The organism is Umezakia ovalisporum Ak1311, assembly GCF_029891685.1.
GTDB lineage: Bacteria > Cyanobacteriota > Cyanobacteriia > Cyanobacteriales > Nostocaceae > Umezakia > Umezakia ovalisporum.
In genome coordinates this window covers 101,633-125,841 of the sequence record NZ_JANQDJ010000041.1, presented here as the reverse complement: position 1 = coordinate 125,841, position 24,209 = coordinate 101,633, and the positions used below count along the sequence as shown (strand labels likewise).

Here is a 24,209-nt window from a genome sequence, read left to right as displayed (position 1 = left end):
TAAAAAGCAAGCACTTAATAAGAATATTTTTTTACTAACGTGAGAGTCGCATGTTTTTTTTCTCACGTAAATATACAAAACCAGGAAATAAGTATTTTTTAATACAAAAAAACCTTCCGGTAGAGAGGAATTTGATGGAACAGTTGTGTATTTGTTGTGTAGTTAATGTGAAACTTAGAGAAAAGTTAAACAATACTCTTTTCTAAAATTCAAAGTTATGCTATAAAAGAATATTCTCACATACTTATAATTAACAGATATACTGTGGAGCTTAGATAAGATGAAGAGCGCAGATCATATGCCTCTGTTTCCTGATGACTTTATTACTGAAGTTGCGAATAAACATGGTGTGACCAAAACAGAGTTAGATGCTTTAATTCTGGCATTAAACGGTTATTCGGGTGCAGAAATTGCCGTAAAACTAAAAATTTCTCAACCAGCCGTGAGAAAAAGATTAGGAGAAAGCTATCGCAAATTAGGCATAGAAGGAAGCGGTAATAAAAAAATTCATAATCTGAAACAAAAGCTATATGCCCAGTACCAAGGTATTAATGAAAAAAATGTCACTTCATCAACACAAGACTGGGGTGAAGCAGTGGATGTAGAAGGATTTCGTGGTCGGGAAACAGAAATTCGGGAATTAGAGGAATGGATAGTTGGTAATGATTACCTCAGATGCCGTTTGGTAGCAATATTAGGAATGGGTGGAATTGGCAAGACGGTAATAGCGGCGAAAATCGCTAAACAAGTCCAGCCACAATTTGATTATCTCATTTGGCGATCGCTTCGCAATGCACCACCATTACAGGAGATTCTGACCCAAATTTTGCGATTGTTACCGATTGATCGCGAACATTACTTACAAGTTAGTGAAAACGATAAAATACTGTTACTAATTGAAATGTTAAGAAAACATCGATATTTAGTGATTTTAGATAATGTCGAATCAGTGCTACGCAGTGGCGAAGGTAAAACCCAAGAATGGGCAGGTGAATATGAACCTGGCTATGAAAATTATGGCTACTTTTTTAAAAAAGTAGCAGAAGCATCTCATAAAAGTTGCTTGCTATTAACTAGTCGGGAAAAACCAAAAGAAGTAGCTGCACTAGAAGGTAAAAATCTGCCAGTTAAAGTTTTGCAATTATCTAGTCTCAATTTAGCAGAAGCTAGAGAAATTATGCTTGACAAAGGATGCAATTGTACTAATGAAGAATTGCAAACATTAGTCACAAAATATTCTGGTAATCCTCTAGCGTTAAAAATAGTCGCAACTACAGTTTATGACTTATTTAGCAATAATATCAAAGAATTTTTAAAAGAAATTGAAGAATCAAACGTCGCTGTTTACGGAGATATTCGCATCCTGCTAGATACGCAATTTAAACGCTTGTCAGATTTAGAAAAACAAGTGATGTATAAGTTTGCAATACATCGTGAATATGTTTCTTTACCACAACTGAAAAATGATTTAAGAAGCACAGCTGCAGAATCTAACATCCTGGAAGTTGTGGAGTCATTATTGCGCCGATCGCTGATTGAAAAAGAAGCAAGCACCACTAGATTCCGCCAACAATCTGTAGTCATGGAATATGTGACCAAACGTTATATTGAACAGGTCACTGATGATTTGATCGAAAAAAAAAACCAGAGTTTGTCAATGGTTACCCTTTAATGCAGGCGCGATCACTTGATTATATCCGACAAATCCAAGAACGGCTGATACTAGAACCTGTAAAACAAAAGCTCATTCAAGCTTTCGGTACAACCAAACAACTAGAATCTCATCTACGGCGAATACTGAGGACCTTACAGCAGGAGTCGCCGCCAACCAAAGGTTATGCCGCTGGTAACTTAATCAATCTACTGCGACAACTGCAAATAGATAAATCCCAGCAGGATATTCACATTGATTTAAGTGGGCGGGATTTTTCCGGTTTGACAATTTGGCAAGCCTATTTCAAAGATGTCAACTTAAAAGACACCAGTTTCGCCAATGGGGATTTAACTGGGTCCGTGTTTACCGAAACCATGTCTAGTATGGTTTCTGTGAGATTTAGTCCTGATGGCAAATTCTTTGCTACAGGTTTAATGACCGGAGAAATTCGTCTATGGCTAGCTGGTGATACTAGGCAAATTCGTATTTATACTGGTCATACTGACTGGGTTTGGGCTTTTAGCTTTAGCCCAGACAATAAAATTTTGGCCAGTGGTAGTGCTGACTACACAGTTAAACTCTGGGATGTGCAAACAGGTGAATGTCTACATACCCTCAAAGAACATACCAATAAAGTTTACTCAGTAGCTTTTAGTCCCGATGGTTCTCTTTTAGCTAGTACTGGTGAAGACCAAACTATTAAAATTTGGGACATTGCTACGGGAGTTTGTCAGCAAACACTCCGTGGTCATGATGGCTGGGTGTGGTCTGTCACCTTCCAACCATCTCCAACTAATGAAAATAATCTTTTACTCGCGAGTGGTAGTGCTGACAACACAATTAAGCTCTGGGATATCAACACAGGTAGATGTCTAAAAACCTGGAATGGTCATGGTAGTGATGTTCACTCAGTAGCCTTCAGTCCCGATGGAAAAACACTAGCCAGTGGTAGTAGAGACCTCACCTTAAGATTGTGGGATGTCAATACAGGTCAATGTCAACAAGTGTGGGAGGGACATACTAAAAAAATTTATTCCGTGCGTTTTAGTCCCGATGGGGAAATTGTCGCTAGTTGTGGTGAAGACAGAATAATTAAACTCTGGGATACCCAACGGGGTCAATGCTTGAAAACCTTACAAGGTCATTACAGCCAGGTGTGGGCCATCGCTTTTAGTCCTGATGGTTACACCCTAATCAGTTGCAGCGACGACCAAACAGCCAGGCTCTGGGACGTAAATACAGGCAATTGCCTTAATGTTTTGCAAGGCTATACCCGTGATGTCTATTCCGTAGCATTTAGTCCCAACAGTCAAATCTTAGCCAGTGGACGGGATGACTACACTATCGGTCTGTGGAACTTACAAACAGGAGAATGCCACGTTCTTAGAGAACATCAAGGACGCATTCGTTCTATTGCCTTTCATCCCCACGGTCAAATACTCGCCAGTGGTAGTGCTGACAACACTATCAAACTGTGGGACCTCACAGATATTCACCATGGCAAATGTCTGCAAACCTTAACCGGACATAGTAACTGGGTGTGGACAGTTGCGTTTAGTCCTGATGGGCAAACTTTAGTCAGTAGTAGCGAAGACCGCAGCATTCGCATCTGGGATATTTCTAGCGGAGAGTGTCTCAAAAAAATCAAAGGACATAGCCATTGGGTATGGACAGTGGCCTTTCATCCCAATGGAAATATTTTGGCAAGTGGCAGTGCTGACAGTCAAATTAAACTTTGGGATATCACCACCCAAAAGTGCATCCAAACTTTCACAGACCATCAAGACATGATTTGGTCAGTAGCATTCAGTCCCCACGGGCAACTTTTAGCCAGTGGTAGCAAAGACCATACTGTGAAGTTATGGAATCTGACCACAGGGAAATGTAATCAAACCCTAACAGGGCATAATCAACCAGTTTACTCAGTGGTATTTAGTCCCAATGGAGAAATTTTAGCTACTGCTGGTGCTGACACCACTGTGATCCTGTGGCAAGTGAGTACAGGTGAGTGTCTAGAAATCCTCAAATTGGGACATACAGCAGCGATTCGCTCTCTAGCTTTCAGTCCCGATGGCAAGTTATTGGCTAGCGGCGGTGAAGACGAAAAAATTCAACTGTGGGATATGCAAACTTATAGCCGATTACGAGGGCTTAAACAAGATCGCTTTTATGAACGTATGGATATTAGCGGTACTACAGGCTTAACGGACGCCGAAAGAGCTTCTTTAAAAATGTTGGGTGCTGTGCAGTGAATTACTCAGCTTTTAGGCAGTAGTTTTTTCTATGTTAAAAAAATATTTATTACTCTAAATACCCAGTGCATTACACCATGTCAAAATAATCATTTTAGGTATGTAATAGTGTTATCATCTCAGTCTCTCATCAAACAAACATCCAATCACATCAATTCCATTAAAATTGTGTTGATTGGTGAGTTTATTAAACACAGAAGCTTTAATGGAGCTAATAAAGCCCTGCCCGTTCTAGCTTCTAGTTTAGTTAACGCTGGGTTTAGCCAAGTTGTACAGCTAGATTTAGAACGCCGTGATTTAAGTTTTGATGATGTTCTTAATGAAACAAGAAACGCTGACTTAATTGTTTTTGCTGGTTGTTTAACAAGTCAATGGCCAGAAATTGACGAGCATAGTCACAAAATCTTTACAGAACTTAGGAAATCAGGTAAAGAAAATGTACCAATTTTAGTTGGTGGTTATGCAACTAAAGGTGTTGCAGATATTGCCAGAATCACACCTTGGATTACAGCCTTTTGTGATGGCGAAGGCGAAGAATCAATTATAGAAATTGCTTACGCAGTTGCTAAAGGTACATTTTATCAACAGCAGAAGCACTTACCAGGGTTGTGTTTCATAAATCAAGATGGTAATTTCCATAGTGTTAATCTTGATAATCATAGTGATAGAGAAAATCTTGTCTTTCATCATGCCATTGCCCCCAGAGTAAATAATTTTGATGATATTGACCAGAACTTTGGTTTAATTCATATACCGGAGATACATGATATGGACATTTTTAAATCTCCAGAAGGTAGACAATTAAAAACAGCCCAAATTTTTACTCAGCGAGGATGTCCTTGGCAATGTGGTTTCTGTAATAAAAGTAAAGAAAGTAATAATGTTGTTAGATTAAGTGAAGCCTCTTTTCGCCGACAATTACAGCAACTAAAAAAACGTGGTTATCAAGCAGTCTATCTAGATGTTGATACTTTTACAGTTCATGAGCTAGCTGCTAAACAAGAAGCAAAGATTCTTAAGGAAGAAGGATTCGTTTGGGGTTCAAACACTCGCATCGACAAAATTAACTATGAGGGAATACAGTATCTAGTAGAACATAATTGCGTCTATATGTTTTTTGGGGTTGAGCATACTTTACCAGAAGTATCTTTAGCCTGTCATAAGTTTAATGGTTCTACCTTAAGTCAAATTAAACAAGCTTTTGAGTATCCACAGAAAATTATTAAAGTCTTTGAGGCTATGAATTTAGCAGGACTACCTAGTAGTTATTTCTTGATTTTAGGTTTACCAAAAGCTAAACTTAATGCTGACCAAACTGAAATTCTTGGTTATGAAACAACCACCCTTGCAGATGACATCCAAGCAATACACTTTGGGATTGAAAAATGTAATCCAGATTTTTTGAATTTTAATGTTATGCGGTTTATGCCTGGAAGTATAGCTGCTGATACTATAGGTGATTGCAGTTACTCTTGTGTAAGACCATCAGGAAAACAGCCAATTACTGCTGGATATTTTTTACCACGAGCTGTCAACCATTATGATTACCCACAATCTAAAGAACATAGTGTTTACCGACTTTGTGAATCCGTCAGCAGATATCAACCTATTACAACTGCTATTAACCCTCAAAGAGTTTATGACACTATCTGCTTTGCCATGCAGTTAATTAACGCCAAAATTGATGCAGGTGGTAAAGCCACAAAGTTGTTTATTGATAGAGAATTACTTTCTTTAGGTCTAGTAACTCAAGACAAACTAGGTAGATATAACATCGCTCCCCTATCTGAATTTGAAGAATTTGCCAATATTTAAAATGCAGTTGTTTCACCTAAATACCGTTAGTAGCCCTTAATTCCTCCTGTAACATTTTCTTGTAAATACTAGGTAAAGAACCACTAATTGAATTAGTTTCTATACCGTATCCCAAACTCGTCCAAGTGGGGGAAAGTAGGCGCAAAACATCGTCAATTTTCCCCTTTCGTAATAGTTGAGAAATATCAGTTCGCCAAACTTTTGTATCATTTAACCAACGGTAAACCACTACATCTTGATACACAGCTTCAAAACTATAAGCAGACCAAAACATCATCTGCATGGGAGGGTTGGGATGATAGCGAGGAGCAATATCATACCAAGTCTGATTAATAATTTGGTATCTCCCAGCCGCAGTAGAACAATTGCCCTGATTTGGTCCTGTGACGATGGTCACACATATCTCTGGATGACGGCTGAGACTATTCACCTGCTGTCCACCATACAAAAGAGAATAAGGACGATCACTATTTGCTTCACTAGCCGAGATGGTTCGCATCAAAGCCCGAACATAAGGATCACCCCCTTTCATCACCAAAGGCGGCTGTTGTACTCTAAACACAGGATCGCCAGGCGATTGCAAATCTCCATCTATGTACCATTGTAACAAATAGACAAAGCCGAGAAGTGCGGCCATGGGGCCAATCAGAAGCTCAACGCCTTTGAGTTTAAAGCCTTTCAGTGTCAAACTCCTTCAAATTCGCTCTTCATTAACAACAATAACTGACGCACTTATTTCGGCAAAGTTCACAAAGAAACTGCTGAATGCTAAAGGAATTATTTTTTAATCAACCAACATTAGCAAAGAGTTCTCCAAAGCTTTTCCAGGAAGCTTCTGGTTTAGCCACAACCTCAACAACTTTATTACGTGCAGCTAGCTCAAACAAGGATTCAACAGCAACCTCAGCAACCTTCTGTCGAGGAATACTACCATCAAATAATGTATCAGCACTCTGCATGACGATGGCATCAGAGTTATCTTCATTTTTTAACCCACCAGGGCGGACAATAGTATAAGTCAAACCACTTTTTTGAATGTATTCTTCCGCTTGTTTTTTCCACATTAAAATCAGCCAAAACAAGTTCAACGGATGGAACAACTGAGAAACACACAAAGAAGATACCAGAACAAAATGCTCAATTCCTTTGGTTTTAGCAGCATCAACTAAATTTTTAGTACCTTCATAATCCACTTTATAGGGACCAGTAGGGTCGAAACTGGGTTTAGCGCCAGTAGCACACAATAAAACAGTACTATCTCCTAATGCAGCATTCAGGCTTTCTGATTGCAAGACATCCCCCAGTACTAACTCGACATCAGGAGGTAAAATAGCCCTAGCTTTTTCTGTGTCTCTTACCAAAGCCCGGACAGGAATATTTCGCGCTCTTAGCTCTCGGACAATTCGGCGACCTGTTTCACCTGTTGCTCCAGCTACAAATGCTTTCATCAGTGTGTTTGGGGTTGAATATTTAACTTTAATGCTAACTGCTAGGCCATTTCTTGAAAAGGTTGGTTCCGTACAAACTACCCATCCCAATTCTATGCTGCCACAGAGATAAATTTTGATCTCGCCAGTCCCTAATCAGAAATGTGGACAACCAATTCTCTACTGTGACTACGCTGACGATGTTCCCAAATATAAATGGCTTGCCAAGTTCCCAAGACTAAATGACCACCATTGATAGGAATCTGTTCAGAAGTATGAGTGAGTGCTGTCCGAATATGTGCCGGCATATCGTCCGGTCCCTCAGCATCGTGGATATATTTACCTGATTCTGGGACGAGGTTAGCCATAAAGTTGGCTAGATCCACCAGTACATCGGGGTCAGCATTTTCTTGTATAACTAAACAAGCTGAAGTGTGACGCAAAAACAAGCTACAAAGACCAGTTTTTACCCCAGATTCTGCAACTATGGCTGCAACTTTTGCAGTAATATTGTGAAAACCTTTGCCAGTGGTAGAAATTTTTAGTAGCTTTTGGTAGTGAGCCATGTTGACGGTAATTGACTATTAACTCTATTTTACGGATTTATGACTTCATCTGGGCTAAGTGGGGCAATAAACCCTATAGTAGTAATATTGCTTTTCCTCTCTAACAAGCAAAAAACACAAAAATATCATACATTAACATCAAGTATTTCCAACTTGAGAGAGATGTTAGTGATACTCTCTTTTTATAGGTTCTTAACTAGTGTTGCTTAAAATAGGAGAATATACTCATGAGTTTATTAATGCAAACCGCAGCTGAAGCAGTCACAAAAGGTTCCGAATTTCCTTTGGCTTTTACATTAGTGTATGTAGTTGGTTTTATTGCTGCTGTTACCATTGGTTCTATTGCTTGGTACAACTCTAAACGACCTGCAGGTTGGGAAAGCAAAGATCGTCCTGACTTTCTACCTGAAATTGAAAAAGAAGAAACTCCGGGCGTAGGTAAACCGAAGTCTTAAGAATTACAACATCCTGATTTTTGAGTTGAATTACCAAGTCTAAATTTAAATCAACAGGCGCGATTTATCGCGTCTTGTCAACTCGTCTCTGGTCTGTTAGTTTTGAACTTCAACCCAGCGACGATAAAGCTTTTGAACTTGTTTGAGCAAAGCCGTATGAAGTGATTGAGTGGTTTCACTCAGATTAGTTAACTGCTGTAATTTTGTCAGTAGCCGCGCTTCCTCTACAGCTACATCTCCATCACTGTAAATTAACCCACTAATAGCCTCAATCAAATTTTCGCAATCTTCAAGGCTGGGGCGATCGCCCAAATATTCTTGTACCCAAGCATAACATTCTTTTGGTTGCACAGGAACCAATTCGTACAGCCAAGGTTTAATTTCCGGATCAGTGGCTAAACCTTTTGCTTGAGCTATTTCGCGCAGATATTGTCGTTCTTCTGGCTGGATTTTACCATCAATCCAAGCCGCGCCAATCAAAATTTTCACTAAGTTTTTTACATGGGAATTAGTCACCGTTGTTGCCTCCTGGGGTAGATTCGGGGCTTCAACAAAATAGTACAATCCCAAACAGTATTCATTCGGAATCGTTGGTTTTTCTTAAGCGCACCATAAAAAACCCATCCATGTTGTGTTCATGAGGCCAAACTTTCAGCCAACCTTGGGGTGTAGAATAGGCAAATTCAGGAGCATCAACCCTGGGAGGTTCAATTTCCCAACGGGGATGATTGGCTAAAAACCTGGAAATCACACCTTCATTTTCATCTGGATGTAGTGTACAAGTAGCATAAACAAGTACACCACCTGATTTCACAAACTTTGATGTGTGTGAAATCAATTCTGTTTGCAAAACTTGCAGTTCTTGGACAGATTCTGGTGTTTGTCGCCAACGTGCATCGGCGTGTCGGTGTAGCGTTCCCAAGCCAGAGCATGGTGCATCCAGTAAGACGCGATCGCTGGTATTGTAAAATTGCGGCAGATACCGGCTATCTCCTGTACAAATCCTAATAGATTGTAAATGTAGGCGTTGAGCATTTTCTTTCAGTTTACGCAGACGGGAAGCAGTGCGATCGCCAGCCCAAATTTCCCCCTGATCCTGCATTAATTCGGCAATATGGGTTGTTTTCCCCCCGGGTGCTGCACAAGCATCAATCACCACTTCACCTGGTTGAGGGTTGAGTAAATAACCCACAAGTTGAGCGCTAGCATCTTGTACAGACCACCAACCTTGACCAAAACCGGGGAGATTTTGTATCGCTCCTGTACTACCAATTAGTCTTAAAGCTTGGGGTAAATGAGGAACCCGCCTAGTTAAAATCCCAGCCCAGTGCAAAGCCTCCTCAACTTTCTCAATAGTTGTCCGTAGAGGATTAATTCGCAAATCAATTGTCGGGGTTTGGTTCATCCACTGACATAGTTGTTCTGTTTCAGCCAAACTTAATTGTTCTAACCAAACCTGAATCACCCAATCGGGAAAACTGTGTAAAACCCCCAAACGTTCTACTGGATTTTCCGGCAATTTTAAAGGTTCTGGTGATTTTTCCGCTAAACGGATATATTGTCGCAATAAACCATTAACAAAACCTGTTAAACCTGCAAAACCATTTTCTTTAGCCAGTTCCACAGTAGTATTTACAGCCGCCGAAGCAGGAATACGCTCTTGATAACGCAGTTGATATAAACCCAAATGTAGAATAATGCGGAGGTTTTTGGGTTGTTGGTGAGATTTTTTCGTCGCCAGTTGGTTAATGAGTGCATCGAGAGTGCGTTGCCTTCTGACAGTGCCATATACTAATTCTGTCAGCAAACGACGGTCTAAATCAGGTAAGCAAACTTTTTGCAGCACTCTATTTAAGGCAACATCAGCATAAGCGCCTGCGTGAATATCTCCCAAGGCAATTAAAGCTATTTGACGGGGGTTAGTCATCGAAAAATTTCCATCAGGAATTTAGATAATATTCCTATTTAAATTTAGTAAAATTGTTGACAAAAATGCCTACATTCGCCAAAAAAATTACAATTAGTCATCATCTTTGCGAAAAACCAAGCCCCAGTAAAAAAAAATCAAGGAACAAACATTATAATTACTCCGAGACCTTTTTTACCCATAAAGAATCAGAGGAGACAACATGGCACGAGTAATGATAGTTGGAGCTGGTGGTGTAGGTAACGTTGTTGCACACAAATGTGCGGCACAACAAGAGTTTGAAGCAATTCTTCTTGCCAGTCGAACCGTTGACAAGTGCAATCGCATAGCAGAACGTATTGGCTCAAATAAGCTAAAAACTGCGGCTCTAGATGCAGATAATGTTAATAATACTATCAAACTAATCAGAGAGTTTCGTCCTGATATCCTCATTAACGTGGCACTTCCCTATCAAGATTTAGTCCTGATGGATGCTTGTTTAGAAACAGGAACCGATTATCTGGATACCGCTAACTACGAACCTCCGGACGTGGCTAAATTTGAGTATAGTTGGCAATGGGCCTATGGCGACCGCTACAAACAAGCAGGCATTACTGCCATTCTAGGATGTGGTTTTGATCCTGGGGTAACAGGAGTGTTCAGCGCCTATGCACTGAAACACTACTTTGATGAAATTTATTACTTAGACATAGTTGATTGTAACGCAGGTAATCACGGTCAAGCATTTGCCACAAATTTTAACCCAGAAATTAATATACGTGAAATAACTCAGCCAGGAAGATATTATCAGCAGGGTCAATGGATAGAAATACCTCCATTATCAATTCATCGTCCCATATATTACCCGGAGATTGGGCCCAGAGAATCCTATCTTCTCTATCATGAAGAACTAGAATCTTTAACTAAACATATTCCCACCCTGAAACGAGCGCGTTTTTGGATGACCTTTTCGCAAAATTATATTAATCATTTGCAAGTTTTACAAAATCTTGGTCTGACGCGCATTGATCCAGTTGATTATGAAGGAACCCCAGTAGTACCGTTGAAATTCCTCAAGTCCCTCCTACCAGAACCCTCATCTTTAGCAGAAAATTATACAGGGCAAACATCCATTGGCTGTCATATTCGCGGAGTCAAGGATGGCAAAGAACGCACCTACTACATATACAACAACTGCGATCACCCTCAGGCATATCAAGAAGTTGGCAGTCAGGCCATTTCTTACACCACAGGCGTACCGGCGGTCATCGGTGCATTAATGGTAGTCAAAGGTATCTGGAAACAGTCAGGTGTCTTTAATGTAGAGCAATGTGATCCTGACCCGTTTATGCAGTTGTTAGGGCCTCTGGGTTTACCCTGGAAAGAAGTAATTGATCAACCCTCACCTTTTGAGGACAACTAACTTAACATTTTTTCACCGCAGAAAAACCAGCCTTGGTTCTCGTTAACAAGGCTTGGTTCAACACCCACCGCGCACAATTGACGAAAAATTTTTCTTTCCATAAGTCACCTTGCTCAAACACTGTTTCTAGGTTTAAGTCAAGGTTCGTCTCTCCACCAGCTTTAATTTCCGTTTTCCCAACGGTATTTGATATGATGATACAAAGAAATACTTCGGTTTTGGCAAATATCCCCTCCCCTTGTTTCGTACTACAAGAAGAACTTCTTGAGGGAAACCTGGCAGTTTTTCAACGGGTGCAACAAGAAGCACCAGTAAAAATTCTCCTCGCTTTAAAAGCTTTCGCACTGTTTCATAGTTTTCCCTTAATTCGCCAGACACTAAAAGGCGCTTCAGCCAGTTCCCTTTGGGAAGCACAACTAGCAGCACAGGAGTTTGGCGGGGATTTACACATTTATTCCCCGGCTTACCGTGATCAGGATATGACTGGAATTCTCACCTATGCTAACCATGTCACATTTAACTCTATTAGTCAGTGGAAAAGATTTTATCCTTTAATTGAGCATTTGTCTGCTCCCCCTTCTGTAGGATTACGGATTAATCCCCAATATTCCCCCGTAGAAACAGCTTTGTATAATCCTTGTCAACCTTATACTCGTCTGGGTGTTTCCCCAGAACATCTGGGAAATGTGTTACCAACAGGTATAGATGGTTTCTTATCTCACAATTTATGTGAAAGCGATTCCTACGCATTGGAAAAAACTCTGTTACACATTGAAGACTTGTTCGGACAGTTTCTCCCCCAGCTAAAGTGGCTCAATTTGGGCGGTGGTCATTTGATGACTCGTCAAGGGTATGATGTGGGACACGCAGTCAAGGTGCTCACAGAGTTTCACCAACGTTATCCCCATATTCAATTGATTATGGAACCAGGTTCTGCAATTACTTGGGAAACAGGCTTTTTGTTGAGTACTGTACAAGATATAATTTCCACTGCTAATGTCACTAATCTCATGTTAGATGTATCATTCACAGCTCATATGCCTGATTGTCTAGAAATGCCCTACAAGCCCGTGATTTGTGGCGCTCATGAACCACAGCCAGGAGACAAAATATATCGCATGGGCGGATCTAGTTGTTTAGCCGGGGATTTTATGGGTGACTATGCTTTTACTGAAGAATTATCAGTAGGCCATCGCATCATTTTTGAGGATATGATGCACTATACAATGGTAAAAACTACCATGTTTAATGGTGTAGTTCATCCATCAATTGGTATCCTCAAAAAAGACGGTACATTTGAGATATGGCGAGAGTTTTCTTATCCAGACTATCGAGCTAGAGTCGGCTAAGAGCATTTCAACTGCTGATTTGCATTCAGTACTTACTTGTGATTAACTATTCCATTGGTGATATTTTTGTGTGGCAAGTTAGTTAATCAATGCGTCGAGATTGCTTTGCTTTATCACTGGCCACACATTATCAAATCGCTCAAAACTAATTAATGCTAAATGCAGTGAGTTTCGCATCAATTCTTTATAAAATAAAGCTCGAATTTCCAAAGGATATCCATGGATACCCATAGGCCGATAAATCATACAAGCGCCATCTGTAACTAACAGCGTTGGGTACATATCAAGTAGCAAAAGCCCCATATAACTACAAAGGGGCTGGAAAGCTGATGTTTATTTTCCACAGTTTACACATTTTATTTGCAGTATTATTGCACTGATTTTCACAATAGCATTCCCCATGGAAGTAGTGATATTTACTATCGAGATATATAAGGTTCTACACTCCCAATTTCAAACTCACAGGCACGAGAAACAGCTTCAGGTGGTAACTCATCAAAACTAACTAATGGTAAAAAGTTGGGATTATCCATCAATTCTTTTGCCAACAAGAAACCAGCAATTGTCCAAGTTTGATATTTCCTGGCTTGTTTGCCAATTAAACGCCCTTTTTTACCGTCATAATACTCTGGCCATTCATCTTCATTCAGCCGTACTTGGGCAATTTCAAGAGCCCTTCTAGCTACAGCAGTTTTGTTAGTTTTTACAGATGCTGCGGCCAACATCCACATTAATACCGGCCAATTGCCAGCATTATGATATGACCAAGGGATATTTTTAGGGTCACATCCTGTAACAATTCTGTATTCTTCATTTTCTAAAGCTGGGAAACAGATTTTCATAGGCATATCTCCCACTAAATCCTCCCATCGCTCCTCAATTAGAATCATAATTGCTTGTGATTGTTCCTCGCTGGCTAAGTCAGAAATGATCGCCATTAAGTTACCCAGTGCAAAGAAACGAGTATCTAACTGGGAGGGTCCGACATTACCAGCTAAATAACCACCTTTTCTTGGTAGCCACTTGTCTAACTCGTAATAGGGAAGAGAGTCTACATAGATATTAAAAAGATTGACTGCTCCTTTGCCGTACTCTTCACTCTTGAAACGATAAATTGCATTGAGGCGATTAATATCTATCCAATAATGTTGCCGGATATGAGCGCATAAAAGCGGTAAGCGATTGTCAATGGCGGCGACTATATCTTGATTACCTTGACAAATGAGCATTTCACGAGCAGCTCGCAAAGCTGCATAAAACAAAACCTGAATTTCTAGAGGATGGCCATAAATCCCCATCCGACGGTCAATCATACAAGCACCATCGGGAACCAACAACGTCGGATACATATCAAAGCGATTAGCCAAGCAGATTTCCATAATTAACCTGATACCATTTTGGAAATCAGGTTCATAGGCTATAGAATAATCCTTAGTAGCGACTACATATGCACGCAACAAAATAATCCACCACAGACAAGAATCCACAGGAGTAACTCTAGCGATGGCATGTTCGCCAAAATCTGCTTCTAAATATTCCTGTCCATTTTCGCAGACAACTTTAAAGCTAGCTGGAATCAAACCGCGCCCTGGCTTATAGGCATCTAATTGTCTTTCTTTAGGCTGTAACTTCAAAGTTTCTTCTAGGAAATTACGAACAATATCTGTTCTACCTTTGATCAAAAAAATTAACGCTGAAGAAACAAAATCCCGGACAAAGCACTGATCATAATTAAGTGCTTCCACTGAAACATCATAGGCAGCTACAGTTCCAATGGCGCGTCCTTGATAATAGAGAATTGAGTTCTCTATTGCTCGCCATGCTTCTTCTTCTATATTCTCATCTGTTACTAATTCATTTGTAGGCATCGCTAGAGTAACTCCATTGAGGGGGTGAATTTTTAGTAGATGCGCCTTCATTGAATATTTATGCTATTTCTAGCATAAAAAAGAGCATCTTATGAATAGCAAATTGCTGGAAGAAAAGAACTTATAAATAATAACTTAAGCCATCAATTTCTACGCAATTGTATCTACAGTTAGTTGCTGTTTAATCAATTATCTGTTGCGTGAATTGCAGCTGGGCATTTTTAGCCTCAAGTCAGTTATCATTTCTAAAATAGCCACACCATAATGTATATTCCTAGATGATTCTCTGTCCTGTCTGTACATCTAGAACCTGGCTTTACCAAAAACAATATATTTGCCGTACTGCTCAAACTCTGTGCAGTTTTAACTATAATCCGGTAGATTTACTTATTGAGAATTTAGTTTCAAGACGGCTGATCAGATTATTCCCCCATAACTCCATAATTTATAATGTTTTTGCATAATATGCAATATCAAAGCTCAAAAATTTTAGATGTTAATATTTCTCAAAACCTAGATATTTTACCTAAATTACCAATAGCATTGTGAAATTTTGGGAGTAGAGTCAAAAAATATATATTGTATGGAACTTAAATAGTCAGTATCATTTTCTGCTTCCCGTGGGGTAGACACATGGAATTGCACTGAAATTTTGTCGAGTCGAAGAGACAAGATTCAGCTATCTTAAGTTTTAAGATGACAAAACGCCATTAATATGACTTCAATTTATCCTCACAAAAAAGCCAAAGCCCTCAAACCGACTAGCCGCCGCCCTGCCAAAGAACTTTGTAGCGAGTGCGGACTGTGTGATACATACTATATCCATTATGTCAAAGAAGCCTGCGCTTTTCTTAATCAGCAGATAGGCGTTTTAGAACAACAGACCCATCAGCGATCGCGTAATCTGGATCATGAAAATGAACTTTACTTTGGTGTTCATCAAGACATGATCGCAGCCCGGAAACAGCAGCCCATAGAAGGATCCCAATGGACAGGGATAGTCAGTAGCATTGCCATTGAAATGCTGAATCTAGGATTAGTTGAAGGCGTTGTCTGTGTACAAAACACCAAAGAAGACCGCTTTCAACCCATGCCAGTGATTGCCCGTACCCCAGAAGAAATACTAGCAGCTAGAGTAAATAAACCAACATTATCTCCCAACCTTTCTGTTTTAGAACAAATAGAACAATCGGGGATGAAACGTTTATTAGTAATTGGTGTAGGTTGCCAAATTCAAGCCCTCAGAGCCGTAGAAAAACAACTAGGGTTAGAAAAATTGTATGTTTTAGGTACACCCTGTGTAGATAACGTTACCCGGGCTGGATTGCAAAAATTCCTAGAAACCACCAGTCGTTCACCCGATACAGTAGTACATTATGAATTCATGCAAGACTTCCGCATTCACTTCAAACATAAAGATGGCTCCATCGAGAAAGTACCATTTTTTGGCTTAAAGACCAATCAACTTAAAGATGTCTTTGCTCCTTCCTGTATGACTTGCTTTGATTACGTCAACTCCTTGGCAGATTTAGTTGTTGGTTATATGGGCGCACCCTTTGGTTGGCAGTGGATTATAGTCAGAAATCATACAGGTAAACAAATGCTAGATTTAGTGCAAAATCAATTAGACACCCAGCCTGTAACCTCCCAAGGAAACCGCAAAGAAGCTGTGCAACAAAGTATTCCTGCTTACGATAAAGGTGTGACATTACCGATGTGGGCGGCGAAACTCATGGGAGTAGTAATTGAAAAAATAGGGCCAAAGGGTTTGGAATATGGGCGGTTTTCTATTGATTCCCACTTTACACGGAACTATTTGTATGTAAAGCGGAATTATCCTCAGAAGTTGGCAACTCATGTGCCGGAGTTTGCTAAGAGGATTGTGGGACAGTATAAGTTACCTAACTAACCATTGCCACAGATGTGATTGCCGCCTCTAATGCTATGGAAACATGAGTCCAATGAGTCCCCCCCTGACAATAAACCACATAAGGCTGACGCAAAGGACCATCAGCAGAAAACTCTAAAGTACTTCCCTCAATAAATGTCCCCCCAGCCATCACTACTTGGCTCTCGTACCCTGGCACATCATCAGGAATGGGGTCAAGGTAAGAACCCACAGGTGAATGCTGTTGTATAGCCTTACAGAAGGCAATTAGCTTGGCAGCAGAACCGAGTTTAATGGCCTGAATTACGTCCCCACGGGGTGCAAATGGTGGTGGATTGACGGGATAACCCAATTTATCGAACACATAACCAGTTAAATGAGTTCCTTTCATCGCTTCCCCTACCATCTGGGGAGCTAAAAATAAGCCTTGGAAGAGTAGACGATTTTGGTCAAAGGTTGCACCACCATAACTACCAATACCAGGGGCGGTTAAACGACAAGCTGCCGCCTCCACTAAGTCGGCTCGACCGGCAACATAACCCCCAGCTGTGACAATGGTCCCACCCGGATTTTTAATTAATGACCCTGCTATTAAATCAGCACCCACATCTGTGGGTTCTCTGGTTTCAATGAATTCGCCATAACAGTTATCTACGAAGCAGACGGTATTGGGGTTTTGTTGTTTAACTAAATGGACGATTTTTTCTATGTCGGTAATTGATAAACTCCGTCGCCAGGAATAGCCGCAAGAACGTTGAATTAATACTAAACGCGTTTTTTCAGCTACGCTATGACTTAAGGTTTGCCAATCTATGCTTCCTTGCGAGGTTAGCTCCAATTGACGGTAATTTATGCCAAACTCAATAAGAGAACCTTGGCCTTTACCCCGTAAACCAATGACTTCTTCAAGCGTATCGTAGGGAGAACCCACTACTGCTAACATTTCGTCTCCTGGACGGAGAACACCAAACAAGGCACAAGCGATAGCATGAGTTCCAGAAACAAACTGCACTCGCACAGCCGCAGCTTCAGCACCCATGACTTTGGCAAAAACTTGGTCTAATGTTTGTCGTCCTAAATCATCGTGGCCATAACCACTAACACCAGCAAAATGGTGTGCCCCCACACGGTGATGACTAAAAGCATTCAGGACTCTTTTTAGATTATGCTTGACCTGAGCGTCAATTCCAGAAAAAATCTCTAACAGTGCCTGTTCTGCTTGCCGCAGCTGTTCCACGCTGTTCATTAGTTCCTCTTTCACAACAAATTAATTATTTTGGGATGCGGATTTTCCAATCACGCAGATTAGGCTAGACAATTTCAATTCGGGTTATTGCATGACAATTGCTACTTCAACCAAACCTCAAATCAACTGGGTAAACACCCTGTTTTTCATTGCCTTACACATTGGCGCTTTATTTGCTTTTGTTCCTGGCAACTTTAGCTGGAATGCCGTTGGTGTGGCTTTATTACTTTACTGGGTCACCGGTGGACTGGGTATTACTTTGGGATTTCACCGCCTTGTTACCCACCGCAGTTTTCAAACTCCTAAATGGCTGGAATATTTCTTGGTTCTGTGCGGGACTTTGGCCTGTCAAGGTGGGCCAATTGAGTGGGTAGGTACACATCGCATTCATCATTTACATTCTGATACTGACCGAGACCCCCATGATTCTAATCAAGGTTTCTGGTGGAGTCATATCGGTTGGCTCATTTATCATTCTCCCTCTCACTCTGATGTTCCTCGCTTTACCAAAGACATTGCCGAAGACTCAGTTTATCAGTTTTTACAAAAATATTTTATTTTGATTCAGGTAGCACTGGGTTTATTACTCATTTATCTGGGGGGCTGGTCTTTTGTTGTTTGGGGAATATTTGTTCGTATTGTCTGGGTCTACCATTGTACTTGGCTGGTGAACAGCGCCACTCATAAATTTGGTTATCGCAGTCATGATTCCGGCGATTCTTCCACTAACTGCTGGTGGGTTGCTGTGCTAGTGTTCGGTGAAGGCTGGCATAATAACCATCATGCTTTTCAATATTCCGCTCGTCACGGGCTGGAATGGTGGGAAATTGATTTAACTTGGATGACCATTCAGTTACTGCAAGTATTTGGTCTGGCTACTAATGTCAAATTGGCAGACAAAAAGCAGTAATTTTCATCTACTTAGTCAATAGTGAATAAACCGATACATTTATTCACTATTGGCGAAAAATCAATTTCTCTGACGCACTAATAACCATTCACAATCTCAGAAAATAATCGACTACAGCTAATTAATAGTGCGCTTGTGTAGCTTGGATTGTTATAATCCAAGACGCTAATGTTAAGAAACTTTGCAGCCAGTTACTTTTTTGGTGACTTGGCCGCGAGTCTTGTTGTTTTCCAGGTGTTCATGACTATATCAATCATCAATAGCGACAAACTAGGTGAAGACCTTGGCGATTCCAGCCTGAAGCTAAAACATATTATCAAAAGCTTGCCACGGGAATGTTTTCACCAGAACCGTCGTAAGGCTTGGACTCAAGTTTTGCTGAGTGTTTCTATGGTTGCCTTGGGCTATTATCTGCTGACCATTAGTCCTTGGTTCCTCTTACCCCTAGCTTGGGTTTTTACAGGCACCGCCTTAACAGGTTTTTTTGTCATTGGCCATGATTGCGGTCACAGGTCTTTTGCAAAAAATCGTTGGGTAAATGATTTGGTGGGACATCTATTCATGATGCCTTTAATTTATCCTTTCCACAGTTGGCGGATTAAACATAATCATCACCATGCTCATACCAACAAGTTAGATGAGGATAATGCTTGGCATCCCATTAGAACAGAGGTGTTTTCCAGCTGGAAACCCTTAAATCGGTTTGCCTTTAAAATGTTCATGCGTCAGCGTTTGTGGTGGGTAGGTTCCATTGGACATTGGGCAGTAGTGCATTTTGATTGGCGGAAATTCAAAACCAAAGACCAATCTGATGTGAAGTTTTCCGTGGCTGTAGTAGTTGTGTTTGCAGCCATCGTATTTCCTCTGCTGATTGCCACAACCGGTATTTGGGGATTTGTCAAGTTTTGGCTCCTGCCTTGGATGGTTTACCATTTTTGGATGAGTACCTTTACTATAGTTCACCACACAGCCCCAGATGTTCCTTTTAATACAGCTAACAAGTGGAATGAGGCTTTAGCACAGCTATTTGGTACTATTCATTGTGATTATCCGCGTTGGATAGAAATTCTCTGCCACGATATCAATGTCCACGTTCCACATCATATCTCCACTGCCATTCCTTCTTATAATTTGCGGCTAGCCTACAGTAGCATCAAAGAAAATTGGCAGCCTTATCTACACGATGAATGCAAGTTTTCTTGGTCTCTAATGAAGCAAATTACAAACCAATGTCAACTGTACAAAACTGATGTTGGTTATAAGACCTTCAACGAATATTACGCAGGAAAATAAATAGCATTGCCAGTAGTTAACCTATGAGCAAAGTTCCACTCTTGTTCTTGCAAGAGCGTTTATTATCCTGTAAATTAAATAGATTCTGGTAATTAACATCACAATAAATTGTGATGCTAATTACCAAAGACTACCTTTTGAGGTATTAGTTAAAGCTAATACTAAAATTCCGTCGCAAAAGATTCCGATCAATATCCCAAACAAAAATAAAGTGCAATCAAATACCATCCCTGCCAATAATCCACATGACTGTGAGTTGTCTGAGAAGACTACCAAACTGCCTTTTACTCTTCAGGATTTGAAAGTTGCAATACCTGCTGAATGCTTTCAGCCAAATTTGATTAAATCCTTATTTTACTTTTTTCGTGACATCTTGATTATTACTCTGCTTTATGCAGTGGCTCATTATCTGGATTCTTGGTATTTTTGGCCTGTTTTCTGGGTCATGCAAGGAACAATGTTTTGGGCTTTGTTTGTCATCGGACATGACTGCGGACACCAATCTTTTTCTAAGCACAAATGGCTCAATGATTTGATTGGACATTTATCTCATACACCCATATTGGTTCCTTATCACGGTTGGAGAATTAGTCACAGGACTCACCACAAAAATACTGGCAATATCGATAATGATGAAAGCTGGTATCCTGTGACAAAATCACAATATAAACAAATGCCATTACTCCAAAAGTTAGGACGATATTATGTTTTTCTTTTGGCTTATCCGGTGTATCTTTTCAAGCGTTCTCCCGGTAAGGATGGCTCTCACTTTTTACCTAGTAGCCCACTTTTTAAACCTTCAGAAAAACAGGATGTGTTGACCAGTACTATACTTTGGATTGGTATGGTAGGGTTGCTAGGTTTCTTCACTTATCAATGGGGTTGGATGTGGCTACTCAAATACTACGCTATGCCCTACATTGTGTTTGTAATTTGGCTGGATTTGGTGACATTTTTGCATCATACAGAGCCAGATATTCCTTGGTATCGTGGAGAAGATTGGACTTTCTTGAAAGGTGCTATTTCTAGCATTGATAGGGACTATGGTTTTATCAATCATATCCACCATGATATCGGTACTCATGTTGCTCACCATATCTTTTTGAATATGCCTCACTACAATTTACGGAGGGCTACTGAGGCGATTAAACCGATTATGGGTGAATATTTCCACCAGTCTCAAGAGCCAATTTGGAAGGCTTTATGGCGTTCTGCTCTCAGCTGTCATTTCGTCCCAGATACGGGTAATAAAGTTTACTATACCTCTAATCGTCAAAAATAGGCAGGCAATTTAAGTCTTAGGTAAGGCAAAGGAGCGTAAGGTCTACGCAAAGGTACGCATAAGTTTATTTCTGGGCGATGGATGGCTAAAATCCTAAAATCTTCCATTGCCTTGGACTATGTGCTTAACAGTGGTTAAGGTTTCTAAGCTAACAAAGCCACGGCGGTGTCCTTTTTGGTTGGACATACCTAGAAATACTGAATCTCCGCGGCAAGGGTTACGAGAAAACCGGGGGGAAGCGTTAATGTAGGTGGAGGCGCTATTTACTCCTGAGGCAAATTGCCGACTTTCTTGATAGGAGTCTGTGACAATGCAGTCTGCATGACCGCTACTGTATTGATTGATCCAGGCGATGGCATCTTCTAAACTATCTACCAGTTTAAAGGCTACTGTCCTAGTTAAATAGGAATTTCCCCATTCATTGGCCTTGACTAGCTGTAAATGGGGAAAAGCCTCTACCAGCTCTTCATCTCCTTTGATTTCAAAGCCTTTTTCTTTTAAGCTGTTCCACAGAACTGCTAATGATGATGGCAAAGCTTGACGGTGAATTAATACTTTTTCAATGGCATTTACCGGGTCTGGTTCACTCTCATGGCTGTCGATAATCATCCACCGTATCATGTCTAAGCTACTATTCAGTGAGCAGTAAAGGTAACAGTTACCCATAACTAATTTTAAGACTGGGCAAGTTGATTGTCGCATGACCTGGTGGACTAAGCTGGAACGTCCGTAGGGCATGATTAAATTGATGTACTTGTCTTGGGTGACTAAGTCTCTCAGGGAAGCACCATGTTCTGCTGTAATTAGTTCTACACAACCCGGCGGTAAACCAACTTCTTCTATGGCGCTTTGCAGGACATTGGCCATCGCTTCGTTAGAATGACTCGCTTCTGTACTACCTTTAAGTATGATACTATTACCAGTTTTAATACATAAACCAGCTGCGATCGCTCCTAAATCAGGAAAAGCTTCATACACAAATCCAATTACTCCCAAGGGCATTAACTGGGTGTAACTTTGGGAATCTTCTAGTTGATAGTCAGCGTTTCTAACTCGCCGTAAGGGATCGGAAATTTCCCCCAACCTTTCCAGAATTTCTACTGCTGCTTCTAGCCTAGTGGGAGTCAGCTTCAACCAATCTAAAATTAACTCTGGCACAGCCATTTCTTTACTGGCTTCTAAGTCCAAAGTATTGGCTTCCAAAATATCATCAAAGGAATTTGAAAGCGCCTGTGCCATTGCTAATACAGCGCGACTACGGTCTACTCCCTTGGTTAACCCTAACTTGAGCCCAGCTTGATAAGCGCGTTTAGCGCTAGTAATTGGTTCGGGGGAATCATCTACAACTTCAACGGTCATTGAATTAACGTCTGTAAGTAAGCCAGACCATCAGCGCTGGCAGAATAGCCAACAGCACCGCTACTATAGCCCAAGCAATTAGGCTTGAACTATTTGCCAATCGCAGTGCTAATGGTAACCATATAATCACTAACACGAAAATAATGCCTAGCGCTACAGTTAGATAGCTGTCTCCCAACTGAGTCGGTACCACCCGCCAACTGTTTCCTATCCAATGCCAGGCTCGCTTGTAGGGATAGGTGGTTGAAAGTTGTTCTAGGACATGACCATTATCTTCTACTACAAAGATTTGTTGACAGCGATCGCAACCGAATGCCTCTGTTAGTGTAATGGGAATTAGCTGTCCTTTGCGTCGGCAGGGACAAGGATATTCCCTATTCAACTCTATTTTTTCTGGTTTTTGAGATGGCACAAGCGTTATAGTAACTTGAGCGTATTTTTTATCTTTTCCGAGCACACCGTACCTCAATACCTTGGGGTTGGGTTTCTCATGAGAAAAATCCTGCCTTCCCCCATGACAATGCCGTGAGAATAGCTAGACTTAATCCAGTTTAGTACACCCATTTCAAATGAGGAAACGGCTTCTTTCCCAAACAAAAAAACACCAGTTTCCCTCGACATTTCCCGGAGTTACATCATCTTCAACTTCGTAATTTCTTAAGCGGGTAACGCGATTCGAACGCGCGACATTCACCTTGGCAAGGTGACGCTCTACCACTGAGCTATACCCGCAACTTCAACACAACTTCTATATTCCCAGATATATTTTAATTTGTCAACCCCCAATTTTGATTCGGTGCTGAGTTGTGGGACTCAGCACACAGCCACAGCTTCAGCCTAGCTCTTCTGACTCTGCGGTTAAATTGCCTAACTTTTTACCAGGAAAAGATGCTGGCAAAGACTGTCCATTGTGGGGGTATGAGTCTGTGAGACTAGAGCGCAATTGCCGCATCAGGCTAGCCATTTCTAAGGCATTCATAGCGTAGTCCCAGCCATGATTACCTTTAATTCCTGCTCGTTCTAAGGCTTGCTGCATGGTATCCACCGTCAAAATGCCAAAAATCACCGGTACACCAGTTTGAAAGCTAGCCGCGGCAATGCCTTTAGAAACTTCAGAAGATACATAATCAAAATGAGGTGTTTGTCCCCTAATGACGGCACCCAGACAAATTACAGCATCATAACGATGAGAAAGTGCTAGTTGGCGGGCTACCAGAGGTACCTCAAAACTTCCTGGAACCCAAACATAATCTACCTGACTACCGTAGGGGTCTGGGTCTACGCCGTGACGTTTCAAGCAATCTTGACAACCCTCCAGCAGCTTCCCAGTAACAAGGTCGTTGAATCGACCAATAACCACTGCTAACCGCAACGGTTCGCTTTGAACAAAAGTTCCCTCAAAAACTGCCATCACTGCCTCTTAATCAACTATACTCTGGTCAATATACATTTCTTATTTAAATGCCGAAGAGCAGGAGAGCACATTTGGGTAAATAGAACAAGAGAACAGGACAAT

20 protein-coding genes, 1 tRNA gene and 1 pseudogene are annotated in these 24,209 nt (G+C 40.8%); 10 read left to right on the top strand and 12 right to left on the bottom strand.

Annotation, left to right across the window (positions count from 1 at the left end):
* Positions 1–280 precede the first annotated feature (280 nt).
* The 3 genes from NWP25_RS06680 to NWP25_RS06670 all read left to right on the top strand — a co-directional run bounded on the left by NWP25_RS06680 (position 281) and on the right by NWP25_RS06670 (position 5,721).
* Positions 281–1,672: an NB-ARC domain-containing protein gene (locus tag NWP25_RS06680; protein WP_280649378.1), complete on the top strand. Its 1,392-nt coding sequence runs from the start codon at positions 281–283 to the stop codon at positions 1,670–1,672.
* A complete protein-coding gene (locus tag NWP25_RS06675) occupies positions 1,672–3,906 on the top strand; it encodes a WD40 repeat domain-containing protein (RefSeq protein WP_280699048.1) in 2,235 nt (744 codons plus the stop codon). Before NWP25_RS06680 ends, NWP25_RS06675 begins: the two co-directional genes overlap by 1 nt.
* A 108-nt stretch (positions 3,907–4,014) precedes the next feature.
* Positions 4,015–5,721: a B12-binding domain-containing radical SAM protein gene (locus tag NWP25_RS06670; RefSeq protein WP_280699046.1), complete on the top strand. Its 1,707-nt coding sequence runs from the start codon at positions 4,015–4,017 to the stop codon at positions 5,719–5,721.
* A gap of 16 nt (positions 5,722–5,737) precedes the next feature.
* Here NWP25_RS06670 and NWP25_RS06665 read toward each other — a convergent pair whose 3' ends face one another.
* The 3 genes from NWP25_RS06665 to NWP25_RS06655 all read right to left on the bottom strand — a co-directional run bounded on the left by NWP25_RS06665 (position 5,738) and on the right by NWP25_RS06655 (position 7,714).
* A complete protein-coding gene (locus NWP25_RS06665; RefSeq protein ID WP_280692341.1) occupies positions 5,738–6,358 on the bottom strand; it encodes a glycoside hydrolase family 24 protein in 621 nt (206 codons plus the stop codon).
* Between the two features lie 151 nt (positions 6,359–6,509).
* Positions 6,510–7,169: an NAD(P)H-binding protein gene (locus tag NWP25_RS06660; RefSeq protein WP_280649375.1), complete on the bottom strand. Its 660-nt coding sequence runs from the start codon at positions 7,167–7,169 to the stop codon at positions 6,510–6,512.
* A 131-nt stretch (positions 7,170–7,300) separates the two neighbouring features.
* A complete protein-coding gene (locus NWP25_RS06655; RefSeq protein WP_280649374.1) occupies positions 7,301–7,714 on the bottom strand; it encodes a secondary thiamine-phosphate synthase enzyme YjbQ in 414 nt (137 codons plus the stop codon).
* Between the two features lie 227 nt (positions 7,715–7,941).
* On the opposite strand from NWP25_RS06655, the gene psb35 reads away from it, so the two are divergent.
* On the top strand, positions 7,942–8,169 hold the full coding sequence (psb35, locus tag NWP25_RS06650; RefSeq protein ID WP_280649373.1) for a photosystem II assembly protein Psb35: 228 nt from the start codon (positions 7,942–7,944) through the stop codon (positions 8,167–8,169).
* Positions 8,170–8,265: 96 nt separating this feature from the next.
* Here the strand turns inward: psb35 and NWP25_RS06645 are convergent, their stop codons facing one another.
* Entirely contained in the window at positions 8,266–8,685 is a 420-nt protein-coding gene (locus NWP25_RS06645; RefSeq protein WP_280649372.1) for a tellurite resistance TerB family protein, read from the bottom strand.
* A gap of 61 nt (positions 8,686–8,746) precedes the next feature.
* Complete coding sequence (locus tag NWP25_RS06640; protein ID WP_280649371.1) at positions 8,747–10,096, bottom strand: 16S rRNA (cytosine(967)-C(5))-methyltransferase; 1,350 nt, start codon at positions 10,094–10,096, stop codon at positions 8,747–8,749.
* Positions 10,097–10,298: 202 nt separating this feature from the next.
* On the opposite strand from NWP25_RS06640, the gene NWP25_RS06635 reads away from it, so the two are divergent.
* Both NWP25_RS06635 and nspC read left to right on the top strand, forming a co-directional pair.
* Positions 10,299–11,498, top strand: coding sequence for a saccharopine dehydrogenase family protein (locus NWP25_RS06635; RefSeq protein ID WP_280649370.1), 1,200 nt, complete (start codon positions 10,299–10,301; stop codon positions 11,496–11,498).
* A gap of 191 nt (positions 11,499–11,689) precedes the next feature.
* Entirely contained in the window at positions 11,690–12,847 is a 1,158-nt protein-coding gene (gene nspC, locus NWP25_RS06630; protein WP_280649369.1) for a carboxynorspermidine decarboxylase, read from the top strand.
* A gap of 177 nt (positions 12,848–13,024) precedes the next feature.
* On the opposite strand, the pseudogene NWP25_RS18810 reads toward nspC, so the two are convergent.
* Positions 13,025–13,132 (bottom strand): annotated as a pseudogene (locus tag NWP25_RS18810) (glycoside hydrolase 100 family protein); the annotation flags it as partial.
* 134 nt (positions 13,133–13,266) lie between these two features.
* Positions 13,267–14,715 (bottom strand): glycoside hydrolase 100 family protein, encoded by a 1,449-nt coding sequence (locus NWP25_RS06620; RefSeq protein WP_280651480.1) that lies wholly within the window; start codon positions 14,713–14,715, stop codon positions 13,267–13,269.
* A gap of 715 nt (positions 14,716–15,430) precedes the next feature.
* Between NWP25_RS06620 and NWP25_RS06615 the strand changes: the two genes are divergently transcribed.
* Entirely contained in the window at positions 15,431–16,624 is a 1,194-nt protein-coding gene (locus NWP25_RS06615; RefSeq protein ID WP_280651481.1) for a Coenzyme F420 hydrogenase/dehydrogenase, beta subunit C-terminal domain, read from the top strand.
* On the opposite strand, the gene NWP25_RS06610 is transcribed toward NWP25_RS06615, so the two are convergent.
* The gene (locus NWP25_RS06610) at positions 16,617–17,849 is read right to left on the bottom strand and encodes a methionine gamma-lyase family protein (protein ID WP_280651482.1); all 1,233 of its coding nucleotides are present in this window, start codon (positions 17,847–17,849) and stop codon (positions 16,617–16,619) included. The genes NWP25_RS06615 and NWP25_RS06610 overlap by 8 nt on opposite strands.
* Before the next feature lie 91 nt (positions 17,850–17,940).
* On the opposite strand from NWP25_RS06610, the gene NWP25_RS06605 reads away from it, so the two are divergent.
* The 3 genes from NWP25_RS06605 (at position 17,941) to NWP25_RS06595 (ending at position 21,334) form a co-directional block, all read left to right on the top strand.
* Positions 17,941–18,759, top strand: coding sequence for an acyl-CoA desaturase (locus NWP25_RS06605; RefSeq protein WP_280651483.1), 819 nt, complete (start codon positions 17,941–17,943; stop codon positions 18,757–18,759).
* 240 nt (positions 18,760–18,999) lie between these two features.
* Positions 19,000–20,052 carry a fatty acid desaturase gene (locus tag NWP25_RS06600; RefSeq protein WP_280651484.1) on the top strand — a complete coding sequence of 351 codons (1,053 nt, stop codon included), beginning with the start codon at positions 19,000–19,002 and terminating at the stop codon, positions 20,050–20,052.
* A gap of 211 nt (positions 20,053–20,263) precedes the next feature.
* Positions 20,264–21,334, top strand: a complete 1,071-nt coding sequence (locus NWP25_RS06595) for a fatty acid desaturase (protein WP_280688298.1) — start codon at positions 20,264–20,266, stop codon at positions 21,332–21,334.
* A gap of 93 nt (positions 21,335–21,427) precedes the next feature.
* On the opposite strand, the gene NWP25_RS06590 is transcribed toward NWP25_RS06595, so the two are convergent.
* From NWP25_RS06590 to ribH, 4 genes are all read right to left on the bottom strand, one after another.
* Entirely contained in the window at positions 21,428–22,693 is a 1,266-nt protein-coding gene (locus NWP25_RS06590) for a glutamate-5-semialdehyde dehydrogenase (protein WP_280651486.1), read from the bottom strand.
* Positions 22,694–22,697: 4 nt separating this feature from the next.
* Positions 22,698–23,105 carry a hypothetical protein gene (locus tag NWP25_RS06585; protein ID WP_280651487.1) on the bottom strand — a complete coding sequence of 136 codons (408 nt, stop codon included), beginning with the start codon at positions 23,103–23,105 and terminating at the stop codon, positions 22,698–22,700.
* Positions 23,106–23,353: 248 nt separating this feature from the next.
* Positions 23,354–23,425: transfer RNA gene (locus NWP25_RS06580), tRNA-Gly, on the bottom strand.
* A gap of 100 nt (positions 23,426–23,525) precedes the next feature.
* Positions 23,526–24,104 carry a 6,7-dimethyl-8-ribityllumazine synthase gene (gene ribH, locus NWP25_RS06575; protein WP_280651488.1) on the bottom strand — a complete coding sequence of 193 codons (579 nt, stop codon included), beginning with the start codon at positions 24,102–24,104 and terminating at the stop codon, positions 23,526–23,528.
* Between the last annotated feature and the right edge of the window lie 105 nt (positions 24,105–24,209).